Origin of the sequence: Spirosoma utsteinense (genome assembly GCF_014282275.1) — a bacterium.
Taxonomy (GTDB): domain Bacteria; phylum Bacteroidota; class Bacteroidia; order Cytophagales; family Spirosomataceae; genus Spirosoma; species Spirosoma utsteinense.
Window position 1 is genome coordinate 166,864 of the sequence record NZ_VFIA01000001.1, and the last position, 19,959, is coordinate 186,822.

Consider the following 19,959-nt stretch of genomic DNA (forward strand, 5'->3'; position numbering starts at 1 on the left):
TTAATTCCTGCATAACTGGCTATACCCAACTATGCAAGCCCAACCTACATTGAATGCTATCGAGCTGGAGAAGCTTAAAGATAAAATCAAAGATATTCGCATCGCCATGCTGACCACAATGGAAGCTGATGGCGATTTTCATACCCGTCCCATGGCCACTCATGATATAGATGCCGATGGTACCATGTGGTTTTTCACCTACGATAATTCGAACAAGGTTGACGAAGTCCGTAAATACAATCGGGTGAGTCTTGCGTTTGCCGACACCGGTTCTGAAACCTACGTGTCGACAACGGGTACGGCAGAAATTGTAAAGGATCAGGCTAAAATCAACGAGCTATGGTCCGATTTCCTGAAAACCTGGTTTCCCAATGGCAAAGATGATCCGACCATCGCTTTGCTTAAAGTATCCATCCACGCGGGTGAATTCTGGGATCGGCCGGGTGGTAAGATGGTGAAGCTGTTTGAAATGGCTAAAGGAGCCATTACGGGTGATACCGACAAGACAGGCCGTAATGAGAAATTTGGCGATGAGCCGCGATAAAATACGCGGTTATCATTGCTGCTATTTTTGACGATTTTGAGCAGTGCGTTTTCGTTCCTTTCTCTTTTGAAAAGGGGGCTTTGGTGTTGGGGCTATTTCCCGATGCCAAGGCCCCTTACCTGTTCAGGGGTTTTCGACTTGTATGCGTACTTTTGCCTCATTATGCGTTACTTTCTTGAACTGGCCTATCGGGGCACCCGTTATCATGGCTGGCAACGGCAACCGAATGGCCTAAGTGTGCAGGAAGTGTTGGAAACCGCCCTGTCAACGGTGTTGCGTGAACCGGTCGCTATCGTTGGCAGTGGACGAACCGATACCGGTGTTCATGCCGGGCAGCAGTTTGCTCACTTCGAAACCGATAGACCCCTGCCGACGGCTTTGCTTCGATCGCTGAATAGCCTGATTCCGGGCGACATCGCTATCTATGACTGTTTTCCCGTTCAGGCAGAAGACCATGCCCGTTTTACCGCTACCTTCCGGTACTACCAGTATCAGCTGATTTCCCGGAGAGATCCTTTTCGTGACGGTCTGGCTTATGTATTTACGCTGCCACTGGATATACCGGCGATGAATGCTGCGGCCGAAAGACTGCTGCACCATTGTGACTTTGAAAGCTTCAGTAAAGTCAAAACCGATGTTAAAACCTTTAACTGCCAGATCGATATGGCTTATTGGGAGCAGACGGATGGTCAGACGCTAACCTTTCATGTTCGGGCCGATCGGTTTCTGCGGGGCATGGTGCGGGCTATCGTTGGAACGCTGCTGGACGTAGGCCAGGGCCGTTTAAGTGTGCCGGAGTTTGAGCAGATAATTGATGCCAGAGATCGTAAACGGGCCGGGCGGTCGGCACCGGCAGCGGGGTTATCGCTGGTGGAGGTGGGTTATCCCACAAGTTTGTTTAGTAAACGGTAGAACCTGACGTCAGACCAGATTGTTAACTAATCCAAAACAGTACCTCATCTTTTGAAAATAGGAACGATTATTTTAGCGGCTGGTGACTCCTCGCGAATGGGAGGAGAACCAAAGCAGCTTTTGATTTATAAAGGGCAGTCGCTTATGCGTCGGGTAACCGAAACGGCACTGGCCCTACAGCGTGGACCGATTGTTGTTGTGCTGGGTGCTAACCGTGAACAGGTTGTCCCTGAGCTGGCAGGCCTGCCTATAACGATGGTCGACAATTCAAGATGGTCGTCGGGTCAGGCATCGTCGCTTAAAACGGGGCTGGCCGGTTTGTACCTGACCCATAAGGACGTTGACGCCGTGCTGGTGCTTCATACCGATCAGCCACTGGTGTCGGTCGGTTTGCTGGTGCATATGCTGGATGTTTGGAAAGAAGAAGACAAGGGTATCGTTGCCTGTCGTTATGATACGCAGCTGAGTGTGCCGGCGTTGTTTTCCCGTGACTATATTGCTCAGCTTTTACAACTGGAAGGAGACAAAGGGGTGAAGTGGGTTATCGGTAAACACCGGAATGACTGTGTCGAAGTACCGTTTGAAGCGGGTGCCATCGATCTGGATTCCAAACGCGACGTTGAGTTGTTTGCGCAGGCCCAGGCCTTCGTCTGAGCCGATTAGGCCGGGTGGTTTAGTTAGCATCCGCCAACCACACATTTACGTACGTAGTGACTAGAGTATGCATAAGCTACTGATCAACTCATGAAGAAACTGGCTACCGCTCATCAACTTCAAACTCGCCTTTCGGCTGCGCTCGATACGGTCGAGCGTGAATTCAGGCCTCATACCGATGCTCAACTGCGCTGGAAACCGTCGCCCGACCGCTGGAGTATTGTGGAATGTCTCCAGCACCTGAACCTGGCCGAGCGTTTTTACATCCGTAACATCCAGCATAAAGTCGATGCGCTGGGTATTGTGCAGCACAGCCCCGTTGATCAGCTTCTCGAATCGGACTGGGTGGGTAAGACCCTGCTCTACATCGTCGATCCCGAAACGAAGATCAAATTTCCGGCCCCCGGCATGATCCGTCCCCGCCGACCCGAAGATATGAGTCCTCTTGATGTGATCAATCAATTTGTTGACTTACAGCGGACACTACACGATCTGCTCGATAAAGCGGTGTACCTCGACTGGAATCAGGAGAAAGTTTCCACTCTGTTCGGCAACTGGCTAAAAATAAGACTGGGCGATGCGCTGTACATGCTGGTTGCCCATACCGAGCGGCACATGAACCAGGCCATGCGGGTGCGGGCTGAAATGAGTACACTGACTCAGGCCCATTAACGGGCCTGAGTCAGCGCTGGACTAAGCTTCCAGTAGTACCCTCTGACTGGATGCAGGCTTTTGAGCACCACCCCGGTAGAAAACATAGAAGATCAGCGGAAAAATCAACAGCGTCAGTAAGGTGGCTGTGATCAGCCCACCAATCACGACGATTGCCAGTGGTTTTGACGTTTCTGAGCCGATGCCCGTCGAGATAGCGGCCGGAATCAGACCAATAGCGGCCATCATGGCGGTCATTACCACCGGCCGTACCCGCGACAGTACCCCTTCAAAAATGGCTTCGGGCAGCGACAGATTATTCTTCAGGTTTTTCTTGAAGACCGAAATCAGAATGACGCCGTTCTGGATACAGATACCAAAGAGCGCGATAAAGCCGATGCCCGCCGAAATGCTGAAGTTGACATGCGTGATCAGCAGGGCCGCAATACCGCCAATTATGGCAAAGGGAACATTGACCAGCACCAGCCCGGCATCTTTGGCGTTTCCGAAGAGAACGAACAAGATCACAAAGATCATGATAAGACTCACCGGTACCATCTGGCCCAGTCGTTTGGTTGCTCGCTGCTGGTTCTCAAAATCGCCCGCCCACTTGGCTGTATAACCCGGAGGAAACGTAACTGCCGAGGCTACTTTGTGCTGGGCTTCGGCAATGGCGCTGCCCATATCGCGGCCCCGGACGGAAAACTTCACGGCGGTGAACCGGCTGCTGCCCTCCCTGAAAATTAAAACCGGCCCGGTTTGCGTATATACCTTCGCAATTTCCTTGATGGGTATCTGCGACCCGTTCTGGGTGGGTACCATCAGATCGGCGATCTCGGCTTCGGTTTTGCGGAAGTTCTGCTCGTACCGAATCCGGAGGTCAAATTTGCGTTCACCCTCATAGATCTGCGTAGCCGCTTTACCGCCGATGGCCATTTCGATCACGGCCTGCGCGTCGGCTTTGTTGACGCCGTAGAGGGCCAGTTTGTACTCGTCCAACTCTATGCGCATCTCAGGCTGGCCAATGTTCTTGATTACGCCAAGGTCCTCGATTCCCTGCACGGTAGCCAGCTGTTTCTGGATCTGGCTGGCTTTGTCGGCCAGCGTGGCCAGATCATTGCCGTAGATCTTGACCGCAATCGATCCCTTCACCCCCGAGACGGCTTCGGCTACGTTGTCCATAATGGGTTGGGAGAACCCAAAGTCGATACCCGGAAATACCTTGAGTTTGTCCTGCATCTGCGCAATCAATTGCTGTTTGGTCAGGCCATTTTTCCATCGGTTAGTGGCTCCGTCGTCTTTTGGATAGATATCGACCAGAAACTCGACATTATAAAAGCCGGTTGGGTCGGTGCCGTCGTTGGGTCGGCCGGTTTGTGAAATGACTCCCTTTACTTCCGGAAACTGGTCAAACACCTTTCGCATCTGCGTCGTTAGGCGGACCGATTCGGGCAGTGAAATGCTCATGGGCATTGAAGCCCGCACGTAGATCGACCCTTCGTTCAATTCGGGCAGAAATTCGGTACCCAGCAGGTTGAACCCGGCCAGGCCAACTACCACAAGCAGTCCGGTTAGCAACAGGCTCATCCGCTTGTGAGCAAAAGTGAAGGAGAATGCCCGCGTCGCCAGACGGGTGATAAATTCGACGAACGGGTTATGCTTTTCCCGTACGTTTTTATTGAGCAGGATACTGGCCAGAACCGGTACCAGCGTCAGGGTGAAGATCAACGCGCCGAGCAGCGCAAACCCCAGCGTCCAGGCCAGTGGCGAGAACATTTTGCCTTCTACTTTCTGAAAAGCGAAAATGGGGATCAGGCAGGTGATGATGATGGCTTTGGAGAAGAAAATCGCCTTACCCATCTCCGTACCGGTTGCCCGCAGCAAACCCATTTTGGCGGCTTTGTTGAACCGGACCATCCCTTCCCGGTGTGCTTTGGCATCGAGCGTTACAAATATGCCCTCCACCATCACCACGGCTCCGTCAACGATGATCCCGAAGTCGATAGCGCCCATCGACAGCAGGTTGGCCGACATGCCTTTGAACCGCAGGCAGATAAAGGCAAACAACAGGGCCAGTGGTATGATGATGGAGACGGTCAGCGTAGTGCGCCAGTCGGCCATGAACAGGAACACGATGACCGTTACAAAAACGATCCCTTCGAGGAGGTTATGCGTGACGGTATGGGTGGCGAAGTTGACCAGCGTCTCCCGGTTGTAGAAGGTGTTGATCTTGACATCCGATGGCAGGATACTGGTGTTCAATTCCTGGATCTTGGCTTTCACCAGCTCGATGACCTCCGTTGGGTTCTCCCCTTTACGCATCACCACAACGCCCTCTACGACATCGTTCTGTTTGTCGCGGCCCGCCTGCCCTAGCCGGGGCAGAGCCGACTCGGCTACCTGCGCCACATTCCGGACCATGATGGGCGTACCGTTCACGTTTTTGACTACGATATTCTCGATGTCACGCTGGTTGCGGAGCAGGCCAATGCCGCGCACGACGTAAGCTTCCGAGTTTTTCTCGATCACATCGCCCCCTACATTCACGTTCGAGTTAGCAACCGCCTGATACAATTGAAGGGGGGTGATGTTATAATCTGTCAGACGACGCGGATCGACAGAGATCTCGTAGGTCTTGGCTTCCCCACCAAAGCTCACCACGTCGGCCACACCGGGAACGCTTTTGAGCTGGCGGTCCAGCACCCAGTCCTGCATGGTTTTCAGTTCCCGCACGGTGCGGGTGGGCGACGCCAGGGTGTAACGAAATATCTCACCTGTAGGGCCGTAGGGGGGCTGTACGTCGGGTTTGGCCCCGTCGGGGAGTTCGACGCCGGGCAGGAGGTTATTGATCTGCTGGCGGGCGAAGATGTCATCGACACCATCGTCGAACATCACGTTTACCACCGACAGACCGAAGAGGGTAGTGGAGCGTACATCCGTTTTTTTCTGAACCGAGTTCAGCCCGATCTCTACAGGGATGGTCACGAATTTCTCGACTTCTTCGGCCGAGCGGCCTGGCCACTGTGTGATGATCGTAATCCGGGTGTTGGTGACGTCGGGAAAGGCTTCGATCGGTGTATTCTGGTAACTGATGTAGCCCGCCACGATCGTGAGCCCCGTCAGAAAGAAGACGAAGAACCGATTCTTCAGCGAAAAGGTAAGAATACTTTTTATGAACTTGTTCATGTTGCCTATTGAGTCAGTGAGAAGTTGAATGACTGAAAGAGTGATTGATTGAGTGAATGACTGATCAGGGTTTATTGAATCACTCAATCACTCTTTCACTTTCTCATTCATTATTTCCCTAATGCGGTATAAATCAGGAGCTGATTTTGTGTCACTACGCGCTCTCCGGCTTTCACCCCGCCGTTGAGGTAGGTGGTGGCACCGATCGTTTTGAACGGATCCACTTCCCGTATAACCGGCTGATTTTGAGCGTTGGCAACGACGACGAAGTTGCGGCTGTCGGCAAAAACAATAGCTTTGGCCGGAATGGCAACCCGGCGGTCGTTGCCCGGATACTGTACACTTACGTTGGCAAACATCTCAGGCTTGAGGGTATTCCCCGACATGCCATCACGTCGATTAAGCAGGGTGATCCGCACTTTTTCCGTTTTGCTTTCGGGATCGAGGACATTGAAGACCTTGTCGATTTTGCCCTGGTATACCCGATCAGGATAGGACAGCGTCGTTATGCGGGCGGGATCGCCTTCGTGAACGTTGGCTAAGTCCGACTCATACACATTGGCCATAACCCAGACGTAGTCGAGGTTGGAGATCGTGAACAGGTTCTCCGGATCATCGGAGCGAAGTTCCATCCCCGGCGAGGCCGTCTTCTCCACCACATAGCCGCTAACGGGTGCCTTCACCAGGTAGACCGACGAGCCGCGCCCGCCCAGGATACTCCGGCGTTCGTTAACCCGGTTCAGCTCCCCTTTGGCGGCCTGTAGCTGTTCGCGGGCGGCTACCACATCGCGCTGAGAGGATAACCCTCCTTTCGCCATGTCTTCAGTCACCTGACTATTTTTCTGCGCAACGGCCAGTTGACCTTTGGCTGCAATAGCCTGCTGTTCGACATCGGCCATTTCGCCAGACCGGATAACGGCCAGCGTCTGGCCTTTCTGGACATAGTCGCCGAGGTCTGCCTTAACCGCTTCAATGTGGCCACCTACCAGGGGGAATACTTTAACGACTTTGTCCTGGTTGAAGGTGATCTTGCCGGTCAGGTTGAGTTCGTTGGTGACGGGTATCATGCGGGCCGTATCGAATTGAGCCGATGCCAGCAGGTTGACCGGCTTCTGGTCTGTGTTATCGGTTGCCGTCGCATCAGAAGACTGGCAGCCGGTTAGCAGAGTACCGAGCAGGGCGATAGCCGGTAGCATCAGCCAGTATGTTCGGGGGAATTGATTTGTTTTCATAGTCGGTTGAAACGATTGTTTGGGTTGGTCGGATTAGCGGATGAATGGGTTGCTGCCAACGGCAAGATCAAGTTCTTCCAGGCGTTGCATGCGGTCATTCTGTAGTTGGATGAACTGGAGCTGGCTGGTCTTGTAGGAGTCGAAAAAGTCCAGGAATTCAACCACGTCGATGTTCTGCTTGCGGTAATTGAGCGTAACCCCTTCGATGAGCCGGCTGAAGTCACTGTTGAAGCGCCGGTCGAAGGTGCGGTACAACTGGTCAGCTTGCCGGGCCTTCGTCAGCGATTGCTGTAGTTCGTTCTCCACCTGAAGCCGGTAGCCGGATTCCAGCTGCTGGCTACTCTGGGTGCGGATACGGGCCGCCTGAATATTACCCTGATTCCGATTGAAGAACGGAAGCGCCATGCCCACCCCGACGCCGAAGTAATTTGGGATGTAGCCCGCGTTACGGTCGTAGGTTCCCTGTACGGTCAGATCCGGAACCGCATTGGCCTTTTGCAGCGTGAGGTTCTGCCGCTCGGCTGTAACCTGATCGCGGTAGGCGCGCAGGTCGGGCCGGTTGCGTTCGGCCAGGGCGACCAGGCTATCGAGCGACAACACGGCCGGATTACGCCGGGGATCGGGATCCATGGCCGTTACCTCAGGTCGGATCGGCTGGTCGGGCATCGTGTTGAGCAATACCGACAGCGTAGCCTGATCATCGGCTATCTGAGCCAGTCGCTGCTGCCGTTCGTTCGATAGGTTGAAGAGGTAGGCTTTCAGCCGGGCCAGGTCTTTCAGCGGGACGTTGCCTTTGTCATATTGTTGTTGATAGAGCGTTACGGTCTGGCTGAGTGTGTTCATCACTTGATCGTACACGCTCATTGCCTGCTGCTGGTAATGCAGATCGTAAAAAGCCGAATGCAGTTGAAACGAGAGGGTCCGTGCCAGGTCCTCAAACCGGTCGGCAGCGATCTTGGTGTTGGTGGCGGCCAGGGCAAGCTGCTTGTTGCGTTTCCCCGCCAGCAGTAAAAGCTGCTGTACCTGAATGACCTGCTCGGAGTTGCTTTGCTTAACGGGCATGAAATCCCGCGTTTGCCGGTTGTACGGCATTTGCTCAATATAGACCGTTGGATTGCTGAACAGCTTAGCCTGCGCCTGATAGGCCCGGTATTCATCAATACCCAGGCGGGTGGCCAGCAGGGAGAGGTTGTGTCGGCGAAATTGGTCTTCGGCCTGCGGGAGCGTAAGCCGGAGCGAATCGGTGGGGGTGGTTGGGGTCTGGCCAAATCCGGGCCAGCTTAGGAGCATACAAATTAGCCCCGTCAATACTCGTTTCATACCTGTGTGTCATTGGTGTGTTACCGATGACTCAAAAGTAGGGGGTGCCTCAACGGGTGAGGTGGGATAATCGGGTGAAGCGGACAATGTGCCCGGCTAAACGGGCCAGAACAGCCGGTTAGTTTGCCTGCCAGGCTCAACGCTGCTCCAGCCAGCGCATAAAATCGCCTGCTTTGGCTTTGCTCACAATGATTGGCTCCGGGGTAGGGAGGTTGAGCCGAACGGCAAGTTTGCGGTTAAAGTAGGGTTCGAACTCCAGAATGGCTTCATAGCGGAGAACAAACTGGCGATTGGCCCGGTAAAACTGCGTGGGGTCCAGCATCGTCTCCAGTTCATCAAGTGTATGGTCGAGCGCATACTTCTCGCCGGACGATTTAAACAGCCAGACGATTTCATTTTCGGTATAAAAAAACGCAATCTCGCTAACCGGGATAGGATAATATTTGCCTTTGTAGTTGACCAGAAAGCTGGAACGACGGGTTGGCCGGAGCTGGTCGATCAGCCGCTGGAGGGGTTCGTTCAGTACCGGCTGCGGGATAGGCGTGTCGCGCTGAAAATAGGTTTGCAGGGTTTTGAACTTGGTGAGGCTGTTGGCTATAGCCTTCCGGTCAAACGGCTTGAGTACATAGTCGATGCCATTGGCCGCAAACGCCTGCATGGCATATTCATCGAAGGCGGTGCAGAAAATAACCGGGCAGCGAACCGGCACCTGATCGAACACGTCGAAGCTCAGGCCGTCGGCCAGCTGTATGTCGGAAAAAATCAGGTCGGGACCCGGCTTCGTGGTCAGAAAGTGAACGGCATCGTCAATCGTTTCCAGCAAGGCCACGACCTCTATGGTAGGGTCGATGTCACACACGTAATGGCGCAGTTCCTCGGCCGTAATGGCTTCATCTTCCAGGATAAGAACGGTCATGGCCGGGTGGTATTATGGGTAGTAAAACAGTAAAAAAACGGTCGTCCTGCTCAACCATCAGGGGCGACCCGCACAGGTGTTCGTAACGCCGGGTCAGGTTTTCGAGGCCAATGTGGCTGGCTGATGCCAGGGATTGCTTGGGTTGCACGTTATTTCGGAATAACACCGTTCCATCCCGTTCGGTTACGGTCACGAACAGTTTACGGCTTTGGGTAAGCACATTGTGTTTCACACAATTCTCCATCAGCATCTGGAACGTCAGGGGCGGGAGTACCGACCGGCGGGTTTCGGGCGATAGGTCAATGGTGAGGTCGATAGCATCGCGGAACCGGTTTTTCAGCATATAATGGTAGGATTCGAGCATGAGCAACTCATCGGCCAGGACTACGTCTTCTTTGGCGTTGCTTTGCAGGATATACCGGTACACTTCGGCCAGTTTGATCAGGTATTCTTCGGCATCTTCGTTGCCGGTTCTGATCATACCTTTCAGAATGTTAAGGGAGTTGAAGAGAAAATGCGGGTTTATCTGCTGTTTGAGCACTTCGTATTTAGCCTGAAAGTTCTCTTCTTTCAACTTGGATATCAGTCCCATTGCTTGTTGCTGTGCTAACGCTTTTTCGACACCCCAGGTCGTGATCAGGGAAAAGGCAACGATCAGCAGGCCACGAACCTGTAGTACGCCCGCAATATTGCTGGTGCTGGTGCTTTCCATGTGGTAAAACACATCGACCCCGGTCCACACCCGGAGCAATCCCTCACTAATGAGTAAACAGATCACAACCCGACCGCTGAATTCATACCTGGGCGGGATAAACCGATACACGAGGGGTAACCCCCGATTGGTGTTGATATAGATATTGAACATCCAGATCAGCATCGTAAACGAGAAGGCCATTCCAAACGAGAACAGCGCCACTTTCGGCTCAGGCCGCGCGTCGATCACCTCGTAAAACAACAGGGAGATCAACCCCATGAATAGGCCGGTGACCACCGAAGCCCGTACCAGGATTTTATCCACTTCCCGGTGCAGCTGTTCGCTGGAATGATCGTCAATCGGTTGAATTACACGCATAAGTCGATGATTGACCGTCCGCCAACCGAATCGACGGAATAGGTTAAAGGTAGGATTTGTCATAGGCCTGGCGGTGAAATAATACGGTGAAGCGGACAAATAAGCGGGTCAACAGCCGCCCCGCTTCTGCCAACCTGACAAAGAAAAAGTATAATTACCCAACGTTCAGCTTAAATTCGCGCAACGATCAAAGCCACTGAATGAAACATTATTTGCAACACGACCCGTGGTGTATTGTCGAAACCGACTTTCACCGCGAATTCAATGAAGTCACTGAAAGCGTCATGTCCCTCGGCAACGGCCGACATGGAGGACGCGGTTCATTTGAAGAAAAATATTCGGGTAAGACCTTACAGGGTAACTATGTAGCCGGCGTTTATTACCCCGATAAAACCCGGGTCGGCTGGTGGAAAAATGGCTATCCTGAATACTTTGCCAAAGTGCTGAACGCAGCCAACTGGATTGGCATCGATATCGACATCGACTATGAATCGCTGGATCTCAATACCTGCGAGGTGCGTGACTTCCGACGGGTGCTGAACATGCAGGAAGGCTTTCTGGAACGCGAATTTGTGGCGGTTCTCAAGAGCGGAAAGGAGCTGAAAGTGAATGCCAAGCGGTTTTGTTCCATTGTCGACGATGAGGCCGGGGTTATTCGCTACGCTATTACGCCCCTTAATTTCGACGCCAAAATTACCGTTACGCCCTATATCGACGGGGCCATCCGAAACCGCGATGCCAACTACGACGAGACATTCTGGGACGAAGTACGCAAAGAAACCGGATATGGTGAAGCCTTCATTGAACTGCGTACCCGCAAAACCGGATTCCATGTCGCTACGGGTATGTGCGTCGAAATCGAGCAGGATGGCGTAAAGGTCGATTACCAGTCGCAACCGATCAAATACGAGAAGTACGTGGCCAATCGTATCTCACTCGATTGTCGGCAGGGGCAGGAAACGGCGGTTTATAAGTATGCGGTCAATCTCTCGTCGCTCAATTACGATCCGGATACGATCATCAAGGAAGCGCACAAATCCATGCAGCATATTACACGCAAGGGATTTGAGAAGATGCTGCTTGAGCAGAAGCAGGCCTGGGCCGATAAGTGGAAAACCAACGACATCGTCATCGATGGCGACGTGGCAGCACAACAGGGTATCCGGTTCAATATCTTTCAACTGAACCAGACATATACCGGCGAAGATGAGCGGTTGAACATTGGCCCGAAAGGGTTCACCGGTGAAAAATACGGCGGGTCGACTTACTGGGATACCGAAGCCTACTGTCTGCCTTTCTACCTGTCGACAGCCGATCAGAAAGTTGCCAGAAACCTGCTCGTTTACCGCTACCGTCAGCTGGGTAAAGCTATTGAGAATGCACAGAAGCTGGGCTTCCGGGCTGGGGCTGCGCTTTATCCGATGGTGACCATGAACGGGGAAGAATGCCATAACGAGTGGGAGATAACGTTCGAGGAAATACACCGTAATGGGGCCATTGCCTACGCCATCTTCGATTATGTCCGCTATTCCGGCGACGAACAATACCTGGCTGACTACGGCCTGGAAGTGCTTATTGCCATCAGCCGCTTCTGGAGCCAGCGCGTCAACTGGTCGGCGGCCAAGCAGCAGTATGTGATGCTGGGCGTAACGGGACCGAATGAGTATGAGAACAACGTCAACAACAACTGGTACACCAACTACATTGCCGCCTGGACGCTTCGATACACCATAGAGGCTGTTGCTAAAGTTAAGTCACTGGACCCGACCAAATACGCGGAGCTGATCGACCGTATCCACTTTCGGGAAGAGAAAGAGTTAGCCACGGCCCAGCAGATCGTTGAAAAAATGTACCTGCCGGAGGACAGGGAGCGGGGTGTTTATCTGCAACAGGAAGGCTTCCTCGACAAAGACCTGATGCCTGTTTCCGATATTCCAAAAGGGCAGCGGCCTATTAACCAGAACTGGTCGTGGGATCGGATTCTGCGGTCATGTTTCATCAAACAGGCCGATGTGTTGCAGGGGTTGTACTTTTTTGAAGAGGAGTTCGATACGGAAACGCTTCGGCGCAACTTCGACTTCTACGAGCCCATGACGGTGCATGAGTCGTCGCTATCGCCCTGCGTTCACTCCATACAGGCGTCAAAACTGGGCATGCACGACAAAGCCTACGAAATGTACCTGCGTACGGCCCGGCTCGACCTCGACGATTATAATAACGATACTGAAGATGGTTGCCACATCACAAGCATGGCCGGTACGTGGCTGGCGGTGGTGAAAGGATTTGGGGGAATGCGGGTTGGTGCAGATGGACAACTCTCTTTTAGTCCCTACTTTCCGTCGAACTGGCAGTCGCTGGCGTTTAAAATCCGGTTCCAGGGAAGTCTGTTGCAGGTAACGACAACCCAGCAGAACGTAGCGGTAACCAATTTCTCGTCGACACCAATTCGTTTATCCGTATTGGGTAAAGTGATTACGGTTGCGGGCGAAGGGGAGGAGTTGGTAGCATTTGTGCCCCAATAGAAAAGCAGCGCCTATACCGGTTGTGGCTGGTTGGCAGGAACGTTGTCAACGTTCCTGCCAACCAGCCACAACCTTTTTATACTACGATCATCGGGTTCCGATACTGCCGCCGTGAGGAGCCGCCATACGGCTTAAACCCTTGAACGCTTCGGCATGATTGATGATAAATTGACGAACCGTCTTTCGGAAAAAAGTCCAATTGCTAATCGGCTGAGTAGATGTCGTATTTCCTATATGGCGATAGTTGGATAGTTGCATAACGAATATAATTAGTTAACAATCAGCAGGGTGAAAATATATCGTAGCCCTACCAGTTACAGTTATATAACCCGATGACGCATCTAAAAGATTCTATGTTATTAAAATAGTTATACTAGTGCTTCTAAAATAGCAGTAAAAACGAGTTGGTTGATAAAGATTCTTTGTTGAGTACAGCGTATTTTTCATGCCTTAACCCATAAACTCACTTACCGTCTGGTCTCGATGGCGTCCAATTTCAACTGGATAACACCCGTCTACGATACGCTCGCCCGGGCTGTATTCGGGCAGTCGCTGAATCGGGCGCAATCTGTATTTCTGGACCGTATTCCGGCAGGGGCATCGGTCCTGATCGTGGGGGGCGGAACGGGCTGGCTACTCGAACCACTGCTGAGGGGGGGGCGTACCAGCCACATCCTGTACCTGGAAACGTCAGCCAGAATGCTGGCCCGCGCTAGCCAACGGGTACTCGACCGCCAGTTGTTAGGGGTTGTTGCGTTTCAACTGGGCGACGAACGCACCTTACCGACGGGTATGAACGTCGATGTGGTCATTACGCCCTTCGTCCTGGATATGTTCACCGCGCAAAGCCTGCGTACCCAGATGATACCCTTGCTCCGGCAGGCGCTTAAGCCGGGTGGGCAATGGATCATCACCGATTTTGTGGTTGGTGCGGGCAAGTGGCAAAAACGCCTGATCCAATTGATGATCTGGTTCTTCCGGCTCACGGCCAGTATAGAAACCCGTCAACTGGTAGACTGGCAGTCGCTCATGGCTGAAACCGGTCTGCGGCTTCAGGAGCGGCAACCACAGGTAGGCGGCATGGTGTCGGCCGAAATTTGGGTGGATCCGTTAGTCAGTTGATCAACTAATTGATCAACTCATTCAGCGTTCGGGACAGCTTTGGTTCTTTGCTGATGTCATACCACTCTTCTGTACCGAGGTTAAGCCATTGGCCTGTGGTTTTGGGACGTCGGTCCAGGGTCGTTTCCGGATCGAAGTCCACGCTGTAAACCGTGCTCATTACCCTTTGCAGGGTAGACCAGGGGAGCATGCGTGCGCCATCGGTGTTGCGTTCATCGCGAACAGCAACCGACCGATTGGCGAACGACGCTGTCAGGGTTATAGCGCGGCCGGGCCTGCGGCTGTCGATGTCCAGATACGTGAGTTCGAATGGGCGTTCGCGTTTGTCGGCTTCGTACGTTGCCTGAATCAGCTCCTGAATCAGGTACTGCCAGTCGTCGGCATTGCCTGGTTTTCCGGTCTGGTCAACGCCTTTGCTGACCAGCGTTATTTCCCAGAAGTCGTCATCTTCTTTTAGATTTTCCTCATCGATTGGCTGTAGACGGGTTTTGCCGGCTACGGCCGCAAAGGCTTCGTGCCATACAGCGGGCAGCCGCCCCGACCAACTAAAATCATCATCGCGGGTGAATCCCTCGGCGATCAGTTCATCGTCGTCGATATCGTCGCGGTCAGGATAGGTGATCGCAAGATCAAGTTGGACTTCGTTGCCAGCCGGATTAACCGCGAGGGTATAGAAGTAGGCATAGGGCGCCGGTAGCGACCGGGCGGTCTGGTAACGAATCTGAAGACGGGTAAAAGACATCTGGGCTTGGTTAGCTGTAGCGCAAAATTAACGGTATCGGTCGATTGTCTGTGCACGATCGACTTTTCCGGTGGGCGTTTGAGCAAATTCGGTCACGCGGATAATTTCTTTGGGGACGGCATAGGGCCCAATCTGTTGCCTGATAGCCTGCTGTATGCGATTCCACTGGGGGGCATCCACCCAATAATCCTCGCAGAAAACTACAATACGCTGGCCCAGACGTTCATCGGGTAAACCCGCCACGAATAAACGGGCCGTGCTGCCCAGTGCCGCCAGTTCGTCCTCAATAATTCGTTCGATCTGTTCGGGTTGCACCTTTACCCCTCCGCTGTTGATGATCCGGTCGGCGCGGCCAAGCAGTTGAAACTGAGTCTGGCCGGGGCTGGCCGAGACAGTCATGACGACAACATCGTTGGTTTGGACACGTATAAAGTTGGTTGCGGCCGAGGTGATGTGAAGACAGGCTCGCTCATCGGTGCCAAGGTCGACGCCCCTGAGGGCCGTGAACCGTTCGGATCGTTCCGCTCCGTTTAATCGCCGGAGCGCAATGTGTGAAACCGTTTCGGTCATGCCATAGGTAGCAAAAACAGGGGCTTCGATAACCTGTAGAGCCTGCTCCAGTGCCGGACTGGTAGCCGCGCCCCCAACCAGAATAGCTTTTGCGCTGTTCAGCATAGGGAGCCTGCTGGTGTCCTGTTCCAGAATAGTCTGTAGTTGTAGCGGCACGAAGGCGGTAAAATCAAACCGTGTCCGCTCAAAATCGAACGGGGCAAGCGGGTTCCCGACCGGTTCGACGACGGTCATGGGCAGGCCTAGTTCCAGGCCCCGGACAAGCATCATCACTCCCGCTACATACCGTATATTCAGGCATACCAGGGCATGATCGCCTGCCTTCAGGCCCAGGGTTTGCCCGGTCAGGCGGGCGCTGGCCTGCATCTGCGCTCGTGTCAGCGTGATGAGTTTAGGTATACCCGTCGAGCCGGACGTTTGGAGCACGAAGTCGGCCTGACCGTTGAGCCAGGACTGGCAAAAGGCCAGGGCTTCGGCCTCGTACGGCGTTTGTGGCCGTGGCCAGTCTTGTGGCGTAGCAGGATCGATAAACATAGGTGTTACGCCCCTTGCCGGAAAAGGCAAACGGAGATCAATTACTAACCCGGAGCAGGCCCGATGTTGGGTTTGTTACAACCGTGTACTGTTGTAGTGCCTGGGTAGCGGGACCGGTTATGACGTTACCTTTGGTGTCAAAGCGCGACAGATGTAGCGGGCAATAAAACTGGTTTTCGGACGGCTTGAACACCAGTTGCGTGCCTTGATGAGTACAGTTGGCCGATACGGCTATAAAACGCCCATCTTTGGTTTGAGCGACAATGACGTCGTTGATGATAATATAACCGCCCTTTGCTTTCAGGTTTTCGCTCGTTTTATCGTCGAGGTTGATACTGAAATCTATTTTACGAGCCGGGTTAGGGGTAGGGTCCGGGGTATTGGCTCCGGAACAGCCCGACACACAGCGCGTTAGCAGTATAGCGCCGACACCGATTCCGACCAGCCGAAAAAATTCCTGCCGGTCCATAGGGCGCTGGTCTGTTGTCGGGAAGGTGGTTTCCATAGTGGTTTTAGCGTACTTTTGGGGTTGAAAACTTATTTTCTACCGTAAATGTACCTTTTTTTGACAGTCTACAGTACCGAACAAAGAAGTTCATCGGTTGGTTAGAGGTGGACGGTTCGTTTCGGGCAGGTGGCCTAACTTATTATGGAAGAAGCAAAGGTTATCATCAATCCGATCTCGCCGGAGAAAGTTGCTGAGTCGCCGGGATTGTTGGCTTACGCACATACAGCGGGAGGGGCCGTTATCCGGCCTGAAGACAAAGGGAAAATTACCGGTAGGGCTGTGTCGGCCATGCGCGAACAAACCGACATGCAGTTGACGCAGTTGTACAAGCAGATGCAGCTACTGGCCGAGCAGGCCACCGCTATCCGCAACCGGGTTGAAGTGTCGGAGCGGATTTACTCAGCCCAGATGAATTTTGAGCCCGTTGTAGGCCACACGTATTATTTTTACCAGCGTAAGGGCACCAACAGTACCGATGTGCTGTCGATGATCGGGCCAACCGAGTGGGGCCGTAAATTTCCCTTCGAACGTTGCCTGGCAACTGTCCGGATGATGGCCGATCACACCTGGGATGTACACTATCACGAAGTTTCATTTGATGAGTGAACGGGCAAAGGAGTGAAAAGGTGATGCCCGCCCTTCACCTATCTACCCGATCGCCGTTTACTCATTCGCTAATTCTCTCTTTTACGTATGCAAAGCAATTACCCCTGGGAATCCATTAAAGAATACGAGGAGATTCTGTTTAGTTATTACGAAGGAATCGCCAAGATAAGCATCAACCGGCCCCATAAACGCAACGCCTTTACGCCACAAACGGTCAAGGAAATGTCGGAAGCGATGGAAATCGCCCGGCAGGACCCGAAGATCGGGGTCGTCATTCTAACGGGCGAAGGGGGTGAAGCCTTCTGCTCAGGTGGCGATCAGTCGGTGCGGGGACATGGCGGTTACGTCGGCGAAGATCAGGTGCCTCGCCTGAATGTGCTGGACCTGCAAATGCAGATCCGGCGTATACCGAAACCTGTCATCGCTATGGTAGCGGGTTATGCCATTGGGGGTGGCCATGTTCTGCACGTTGTCTGTGACCTCAGCATTGCGGCCGATAACGCCCGCTTTGGACAGACCGGCCCTAAAGTTGGCTCCTTCGATGGTGGTTTCGGTGCCAGCTATCTGGCACGGGTCGTAGGGCAGAAGAAAGCCCGCGAGATCTGGTTTCTGTGCGATCAGTACGATGCACAGGAAGCCCTGGATATGGGTCTGGTCAATAAAGTCGTGCCGCTCGACCAGCTGGAGGAAACAACTATTGCGTGGTGCCGCAAGATTCTCGATAAGAGTCCCATTGCCCTTCGTATGCTGAAAGCATCGTTAAATGCCGAACTCGACGGGCAGGCTGGTATCCAGCAACTGGCAGGTGATGCCACGCTGCTCTATTACCTCTCCGAAGAAGCAAAAGAAGGAAAAGACGCATTTCTGGAAAAACGAAAACCCGATTTTAGTAAATTTCAGAAATTTCCATGAGTCAACCGGCCAGCGAATTTGCTGGCCTTTTTTTATCGCTGGTTATGAGCAAGATCTGTTTCCTGTTTGTGGTTATTCTGGTTGTGGGCTGTCAACAGATAGGCCCTGCGTATACGCTTGCTGTGGACGTCGAGAACCGAACCAACGCTCCTGTCGACTACCTGGCTTTCTCCAACCATATCGGGCAGGGCAGGCTAGAGACGTTTGCCCTGAAACCGCAGCAGAAAGTAAACGTTACCTTCGACTTTACCGACGTCGCCAAAACAGACGGGTTATACCAGGTTAGATACAGGTTTGCAGGCTCTGCTGATACCCTGACAAAAACCTTCGGTTATTACACCAATGGCTATCCCATTGACCAGCAAATAAGTCTGACCGTACATACTGATTCCCTCTCGGTCAAAACCGTCCTACGCAAGAACACCTATTGACCAGACGGCTCATTCAATCGAGAAGAACGCTGGTTGGTCAAGGTCTTAAACGAATTTTATATAGGTAAGCCTGCTTATTATCAGTATTATCGTTTGCTCTTTGGTTTGTGCAATGTATTTTTACGCTGTATCGCTCCTTCAAACTTCCTGATCATACGTCATGGCTACCCGCAGAACCTTCTTCCGGCAAGCAGCTGGTGCACTAACGCTGCCCAGCTTTCTCCCTGAAACGTACACGCTGCCTGTTTCGGTAGGCGATAGCGCCGTAAAGTCGCCGGGCGAATGGGCGCAGGATGAAGATTTCTGGGCGTGGGTGAAGTCCGAATATACTGTATCGCCCAACCTGCTTAACCTGAACAATGGGGGTGTTTGTCCGCAGCCGAAAGTGGTGCAGGACGCTCATATCCGGTTTTATCAGTACTGCAACGAAGCGCCATCCTACTATATGTGGCGAATTCTGGATCAGGGTCGTGAAGCGCTGCGTGATAAACTGGCCGATCTGGCCGGTTGCTCGTCGGAAGAAATCGCTATCAACCGCAACGCGACGGAGGGGTTGAATACCGTAATTTTCGGGCTGAACATGAAAGCAGGTGACGAAGTGGTCCTGACCAAACAGGATTACCCGAACATGCTCAACGCCTGGAAACAGCGGGAGAAACGCGATGGGGTCAAGCTGGTCTACCTGAACCTCGACCTCCCGAGCGAAAACGACGACGCCATCGTTGAGCAATTTGTAAAAGCATTTACGCCCCGAACGAAGGTGGTTCATATTACGCACCTCATCAATTGGGTTGGGCAGGTGTTACCCGTCCGGAAGATTGCCGACGAAGCGCACAAACGCGGTATCGAAGTCATTGCCGATGGCGCACACTCCTTTGCCCTTTTCGACTTCAAAATCCCAGACCTGGGTTGTGATTATTACGCCACCAGTCTGCACAAATGGCTTTGCGCGCCCTTTGGAAGCGGGATGCTGTATATCCGTCAGAAAAAAATAAAGAACGTCTGGGCTTTGTTGTCCAACACGGAACCTGATGGGCCGGATATTCGTAAGTTCGAGAGCCTGGGTACCCGTTCGTTTGCCTCGGAAATGGCGATTGGTACGGCTGTCGACTTCCACAACAGCATTGGAATTGCCCGTAAGTTTGCCCGTGCTCATTACCTCAAAAATTACTGGATGGAGCGTGTTCGGGAACTGCCCGGCGTAAAGATCCATACCTCGTTCAAGCCCGAGTTCGCCGGTGCGGTAGCCTTGTTCTCCATTGATGGCATGAAGTCCGGTGAGGTGGAAAGCCAGCTGCTGGGTAAGTATAAAATCCATACCTCGCCCATCGATTGGGAGAATATACACGGTGTTCGGGTAACGCCCCATATCTACCATACTCCCAAAGACCTCGACCGGCTTGTTGCCGCCATTACGGCCCTGTCGGCGAAGCAGGCTGTAGCCGGTACGTCCAAGAAAAGTTGATCCATCGTGACGTTTTGCGACAGTAAAAGACGATGTTCGTCGAAAGGCGGATAGGAACCG

The 19,959-nt window shown here is 52.9% G+C and carries 18 protein-coding genes; 10 read left to right on the forward strand and 8 right to left on the reverse strand.

Annotated features, from left to right (window positions below; all coding sequences use genetic code 11):
* Nucleotides 1-31: 31 nt before the first annotated feature.
* The 4 genes from FH603_RS00630 to FH603_RS00645 all read left to right on the forward strand — a co-directional run bounded on the left by FH603_RS00630 (nucleotide 32) and on the right by FH603_RS00645 (nucleotide 2,782).
* On the forward strand, nucleotides 32-544 hold the full coding sequence (locus FH603_RS00630) for a pyridoxamine 5'-phosphate oxidase family protein (protein WP_186734993.1): 513 nt from the start codon (nucleotides 32-34) through the stop codon (nucleotides 542-544).
* A 162-nt stretch (nucleotides 545-706) separates the two neighbouring features.
* On the forward strand, nucleotides 707-1,456 hold the full coding sequence (gene truA / locus FH603_RS00635) for a tRNA pseudouridine(38-40) synthase TruA (RefSeq protein WP_186734995.1): 750 nt from the start codon (nucleotides 707-709) through the stop codon (nucleotides 1,454-1,456).
* A 51-nt stretch (nucleotides 1,457-1,507) separates the two neighbouring features.
* The gene (locus FH603_RS00640) at nucleotides 1,508-2,110 is read left to right on the forward strand and encodes a nucleotidyltransferase family protein (RefSeq protein WP_186734997.1); all 603 of its coding nucleotides are present in this window, start codon (nucleotides 1,508-1,510) and stop codon (nucleotides 2,108-2,110) included.
* Nucleotides 2,111-2,200: 90 nt separating this feature from the next.
* Nucleotides 2,201-2,782 carry a DinB family protein gene (locus tag FH603_RS00645; RefSeq protein ID WP_186734999.1) on the forward strand — a complete coding sequence of 194 codons (582 nt, stop codon included), beginning with the start codon at nucleotides 2,201-2,203 and terminating at the stop codon, nucleotides 2,780-2,782.
* 21 nt (nucleotides 2,783-2,803) lie between these two features.
* Here the strand turns inward: FH603_RS00645 and FH603_RS00650 are convergent, their stop codons facing one another.
* From FH603_RS00650 to FH603_RS00670, 5 genes are all read right to left on the reverse strand, one after another.
* A complete protein-coding gene (locus FH603_RS00650; protein ID WP_186735001.1) occupies nucleotides 2,804-5,947 on the reverse strand; it encodes an efflux RND transporter permease subunit in 3,144 nt (1,047 codons plus the stop codon).
* 110 nt (nucleotides 5,948-6,057) lie between these two features.
* The gene (locus FH603_RS00655; RefSeq protein ID WP_186735003.1) at nucleotides 6,058-7,179 is read right to left on the reverse strand and encodes an efflux RND transporter periplasmic adaptor subunit; all 1,122 of its coding nucleotides are present in this window, start codon (nucleotides 7,177-7,179) and stop codon (nucleotides 6,058-6,060) included.
* A 33-nt stretch (nucleotides 7,180-7,212) separates the two neighbouring features.
* A complete protein-coding gene (locus FH603_RS00660; RefSeq protein ID WP_186735004.1) occupies nucleotides 7,213-8,499 on the reverse strand; it encodes a TolC family protein in 1,287 nt (428 codons plus the stop codon).
* Nucleotides 8,500-8,635: 136 nt separating this feature from the next.
* On the reverse strand, nucleotides 8,636-9,415 hold the full coding sequence (locus FH603_RS00665; RefSeq protein ID WP_186735006.1) for a LytR/AlgR family response regulator transcription factor: 780 nt from the start codon (nucleotides 9,413-9,415) through the stop codon (nucleotides 8,636-8,638).
* Nucleotides 9,390-10,487 carry a sensor histidine kinase gene (locus FH603_RS00670; protein ID WP_186735008.1) on the reverse strand — a complete coding sequence of 366 codons (1,098 nt, stop codon included), beginning with the start codon at nucleotides 10,485-10,487 and terminating at the stop codon, nucleotides 9,390-9,392. Before FH603_RS00670 ends, FH603_RS00665 begins: the two co-directional genes overlap by 26 nt.
* Nucleotides 10,488-10,687: 200 nt before the next feature.
* Between FH603_RS00670 and FH603_RS00675 the strand changes: the two genes are divergently transcribed.
* Entirely contained in the window at nucleotides 10,688-13,009 is a 2,322-nt protein-coding gene (locus FH603_RS00675; protein ID WP_186735010.1) for a glycoside hydrolase family 65 protein, read from the forward strand.
* A 483-nt stretch (nucleotides 13,010-13,492) separates the two neighbouring features.
* Complete coding sequence (locus tag FH603_RS00680; protein WP_186735012.1) at nucleotides 13,493-14,131, forward strand: class I SAM-dependent methyltransferase; 639 nt, start codon at nucleotides 13,493-13,495, stop codon at nucleotides 14,129-14,131.
* A gap of 4 nt (nucleotides 14,132-14,135) precedes the next feature.
* Here FH603_RS00680 and FH603_RS00685 read toward each other — a convergent pair whose 3' ends face one another.
* Genes FH603_RS00685 through FH603_RS00695 form a run of 3 tightly spaced genes read right to left on the reverse strand, consistent with a single transcriptional unit; the run spans nucleotide 14,136 to nucleotide 16,482 of the window.
* Nucleotides 14,136-14,873, reverse strand: coding sequence for a hypothetical protein (locus FH603_RS00685; protein WP_186735014.1), 738 nt, complete (start codon nucleotides 14,871-14,873; stop codon nucleotides 14,136-14,138).
* 27 nt (nucleotides 14,874-14,900) lie between these two features.
* Nucleotides 14,901-15,977, reverse strand: a complete 1,077-nt coding sequence (locus FH603_RS00690) for an AMP-binding protein (RefSeq protein ID WP_186735016.1) — start codon at nucleotides 15,975-15,977, stop codon at nucleotides 14,901-14,903.
* Nucleotides 15,978-16,014: 37 nt separating this feature from the next.
* Nucleotides 16,015-16,482, reverse strand: coding sequence for a QcrA and Rieske domain-containing protein (locus FH603_RS00695; RefSeq protein ID WP_186735018.1), 468 nt, complete (start codon nucleotides 16,480-16,482; stop codon nucleotides 16,015-16,017).
* 144 nt (nucleotides 16,483-16,626) lie between these two features.
* Between FH603_RS00695 and FH603_RS00700 the strand changes: the two genes are divergently transcribed.
* The 4 genes from FH603_RS00700 (at nucleotide 16,627) to FH603_RS00715 (ending at nucleotide 19,899) form a co-directional block, all read left to right on the forward strand.
* Entirely contained in the window at nucleotides 16,627-17,091 is a 465-nt protein-coding gene (locus tag FH603_RS00700; protein WP_186735020.1) for a DUF2452 domain-containing protein, read from the forward strand.
* 87 nt (nucleotides 17,092-17,178) lie between these two features.
* Nucleotides 17,179-18,003, forward strand: coding sequence for a 1,4-dihydroxy-2-naphthoyl-CoA synthase (gene menB, locus FH603_RS00705; RefSeq protein WP_186735022.1), 825 nt, complete (start codon nucleotides 17,179-17,181; stop codon nucleotides 18,001-18,003).
* Between the two features lie 44 nt (nucleotides 18,004-18,047).
* Entirely contained in the window at nucleotides 18,048-18,434 is a 387-nt protein-coding gene (locus FH603_RS00710) for a hypothetical protein (protein ID WP_186735024.1), read from the forward strand.
* A 160-nt stretch (nucleotides 18,435-18,594) separates the two neighbouring features.
* Nucleotides 18,595-19,899: an aminotransferase class V-fold PLP-dependent enzyme gene (locus FH603_RS00715; protein WP_186735026.1), complete on the forward strand. Its 1,305-nt coding sequence runs from the start codon at nucleotides 18,595-18,597 to the stop codon at nucleotides 19,897-19,899.
* Nucleotides 19,900-19,959 lie beyond the last annotated feature (60 nt).

Coding starts and splice junctions, on each gene's coding strand:
- FH603_RS00680 (WP_186735012.1), top strand. CDS start 13,493: ATGGCGTCCAATTTCAACTGGATAACACCCGTCTACGATACGCTCGCC.
- menB (WP_186735022.1), top strand. CDS start 17,179: ATGCAAAGCAATTACCCCTGGGAATCCATTAAAGAATACGAGGAGATT.
- FH603_RS00675 (WP_186735010.1), top strand. CDS start 10,688: ATGAAACATTATTTGCAACACGACCCGTGGTGTATTGTCGAAACCGAC.
- FH603_RS00650 (WP_186735001.1), bottom strand. CDS start 5,947: ATGAACAAGTTCATAAAAAGTATTCTTACCTTTTCGCTGAAGAATCGG.
- FH603_RS00660 (WP_186735004.1), bottom strand. CDS start 8,499: ATGAAACGAGTATTGACGGGGCTAATTTGTATGCTCCTAAGCTGGCCC.
- FH603_RS00670 (WP_186735008.1), bottom strand. CDS start 10,487: ATGCGTGTAATTCAACCGATTGACGATCATTCCAGCGAACAGCTGCAC.
- FH603_RS00665 (WP_186735006.1), bottom strand. CDS start 9,415: ATGACCGTTCTTATCCTGGAAGATGAAGCCATTACGGCCGAGGAACTG.
- FH603_RS00695 (WP_186735018.1), bottom strand. CDS start 16,482: ATGGAAACCACCTTCCCGACAACAGACCAGCGCCCTATGGACCGGCAG.
- FH603_RS00715 (WP_186735026.1), top strand. CDS start 18,595: ATGGCTACCCGCAGAACCTTCTTCCGGCAAGCAGCTGGTGCACTAACG.
- FH603_RS00655 (WP_186735003.1), bottom strand. CDS start 7,179: ATGAAAACAAATCAATTCCCCCGAACATACTGGCTGATGCTACCGGCT.
- FH603_RS00710 (WP_186735024.1), top strand. CDS start 18,048: ATGAGCAAGATCTGTTTCCTGTTTGTGGTTATTCTGGTTGTGGGCTGT.
- FH603_RS00630 (WP_186734993.1), top strand. CDS start 32: ATGCAAGCCCAACCTACATTGAATGCTATCGAGCTGGAGAAGCTTAAA.
- FH603_RS00700 (WP_186735020.1), top strand. CDS start 16,627: ATGGAAGAAGCAAAGGTTATCATCAATCCGATCTCGCCGGAGAAAGTT.
- truA (WP_186734995.1), top strand. CDS start 707: ATGCGTTACTTTCTTGAACTGGCCTATCGGGGCACCCGTTATCATGGC.
- FH603_RS00685 (WP_186735014.1), bottom strand. CDS start 14,873: ATGTCTTTTACCCGTCTTCAGATTCGTTACCAGACCGCCCGGTCGCTA.
- FH603_RS00690 (WP_186735016.1), bottom strand. CDS start 15,977: ATGTTTATCGATCCTGCTACGCCACAAGACTGGCCACGGCCACAAACG.
- FH603_RS00645 (WP_186734999.1), top strand. CDS start 2,201: ATGAAGAAACTGGCTACCGCTCATCAACTTCAAACTCGCCTTTCGGCT.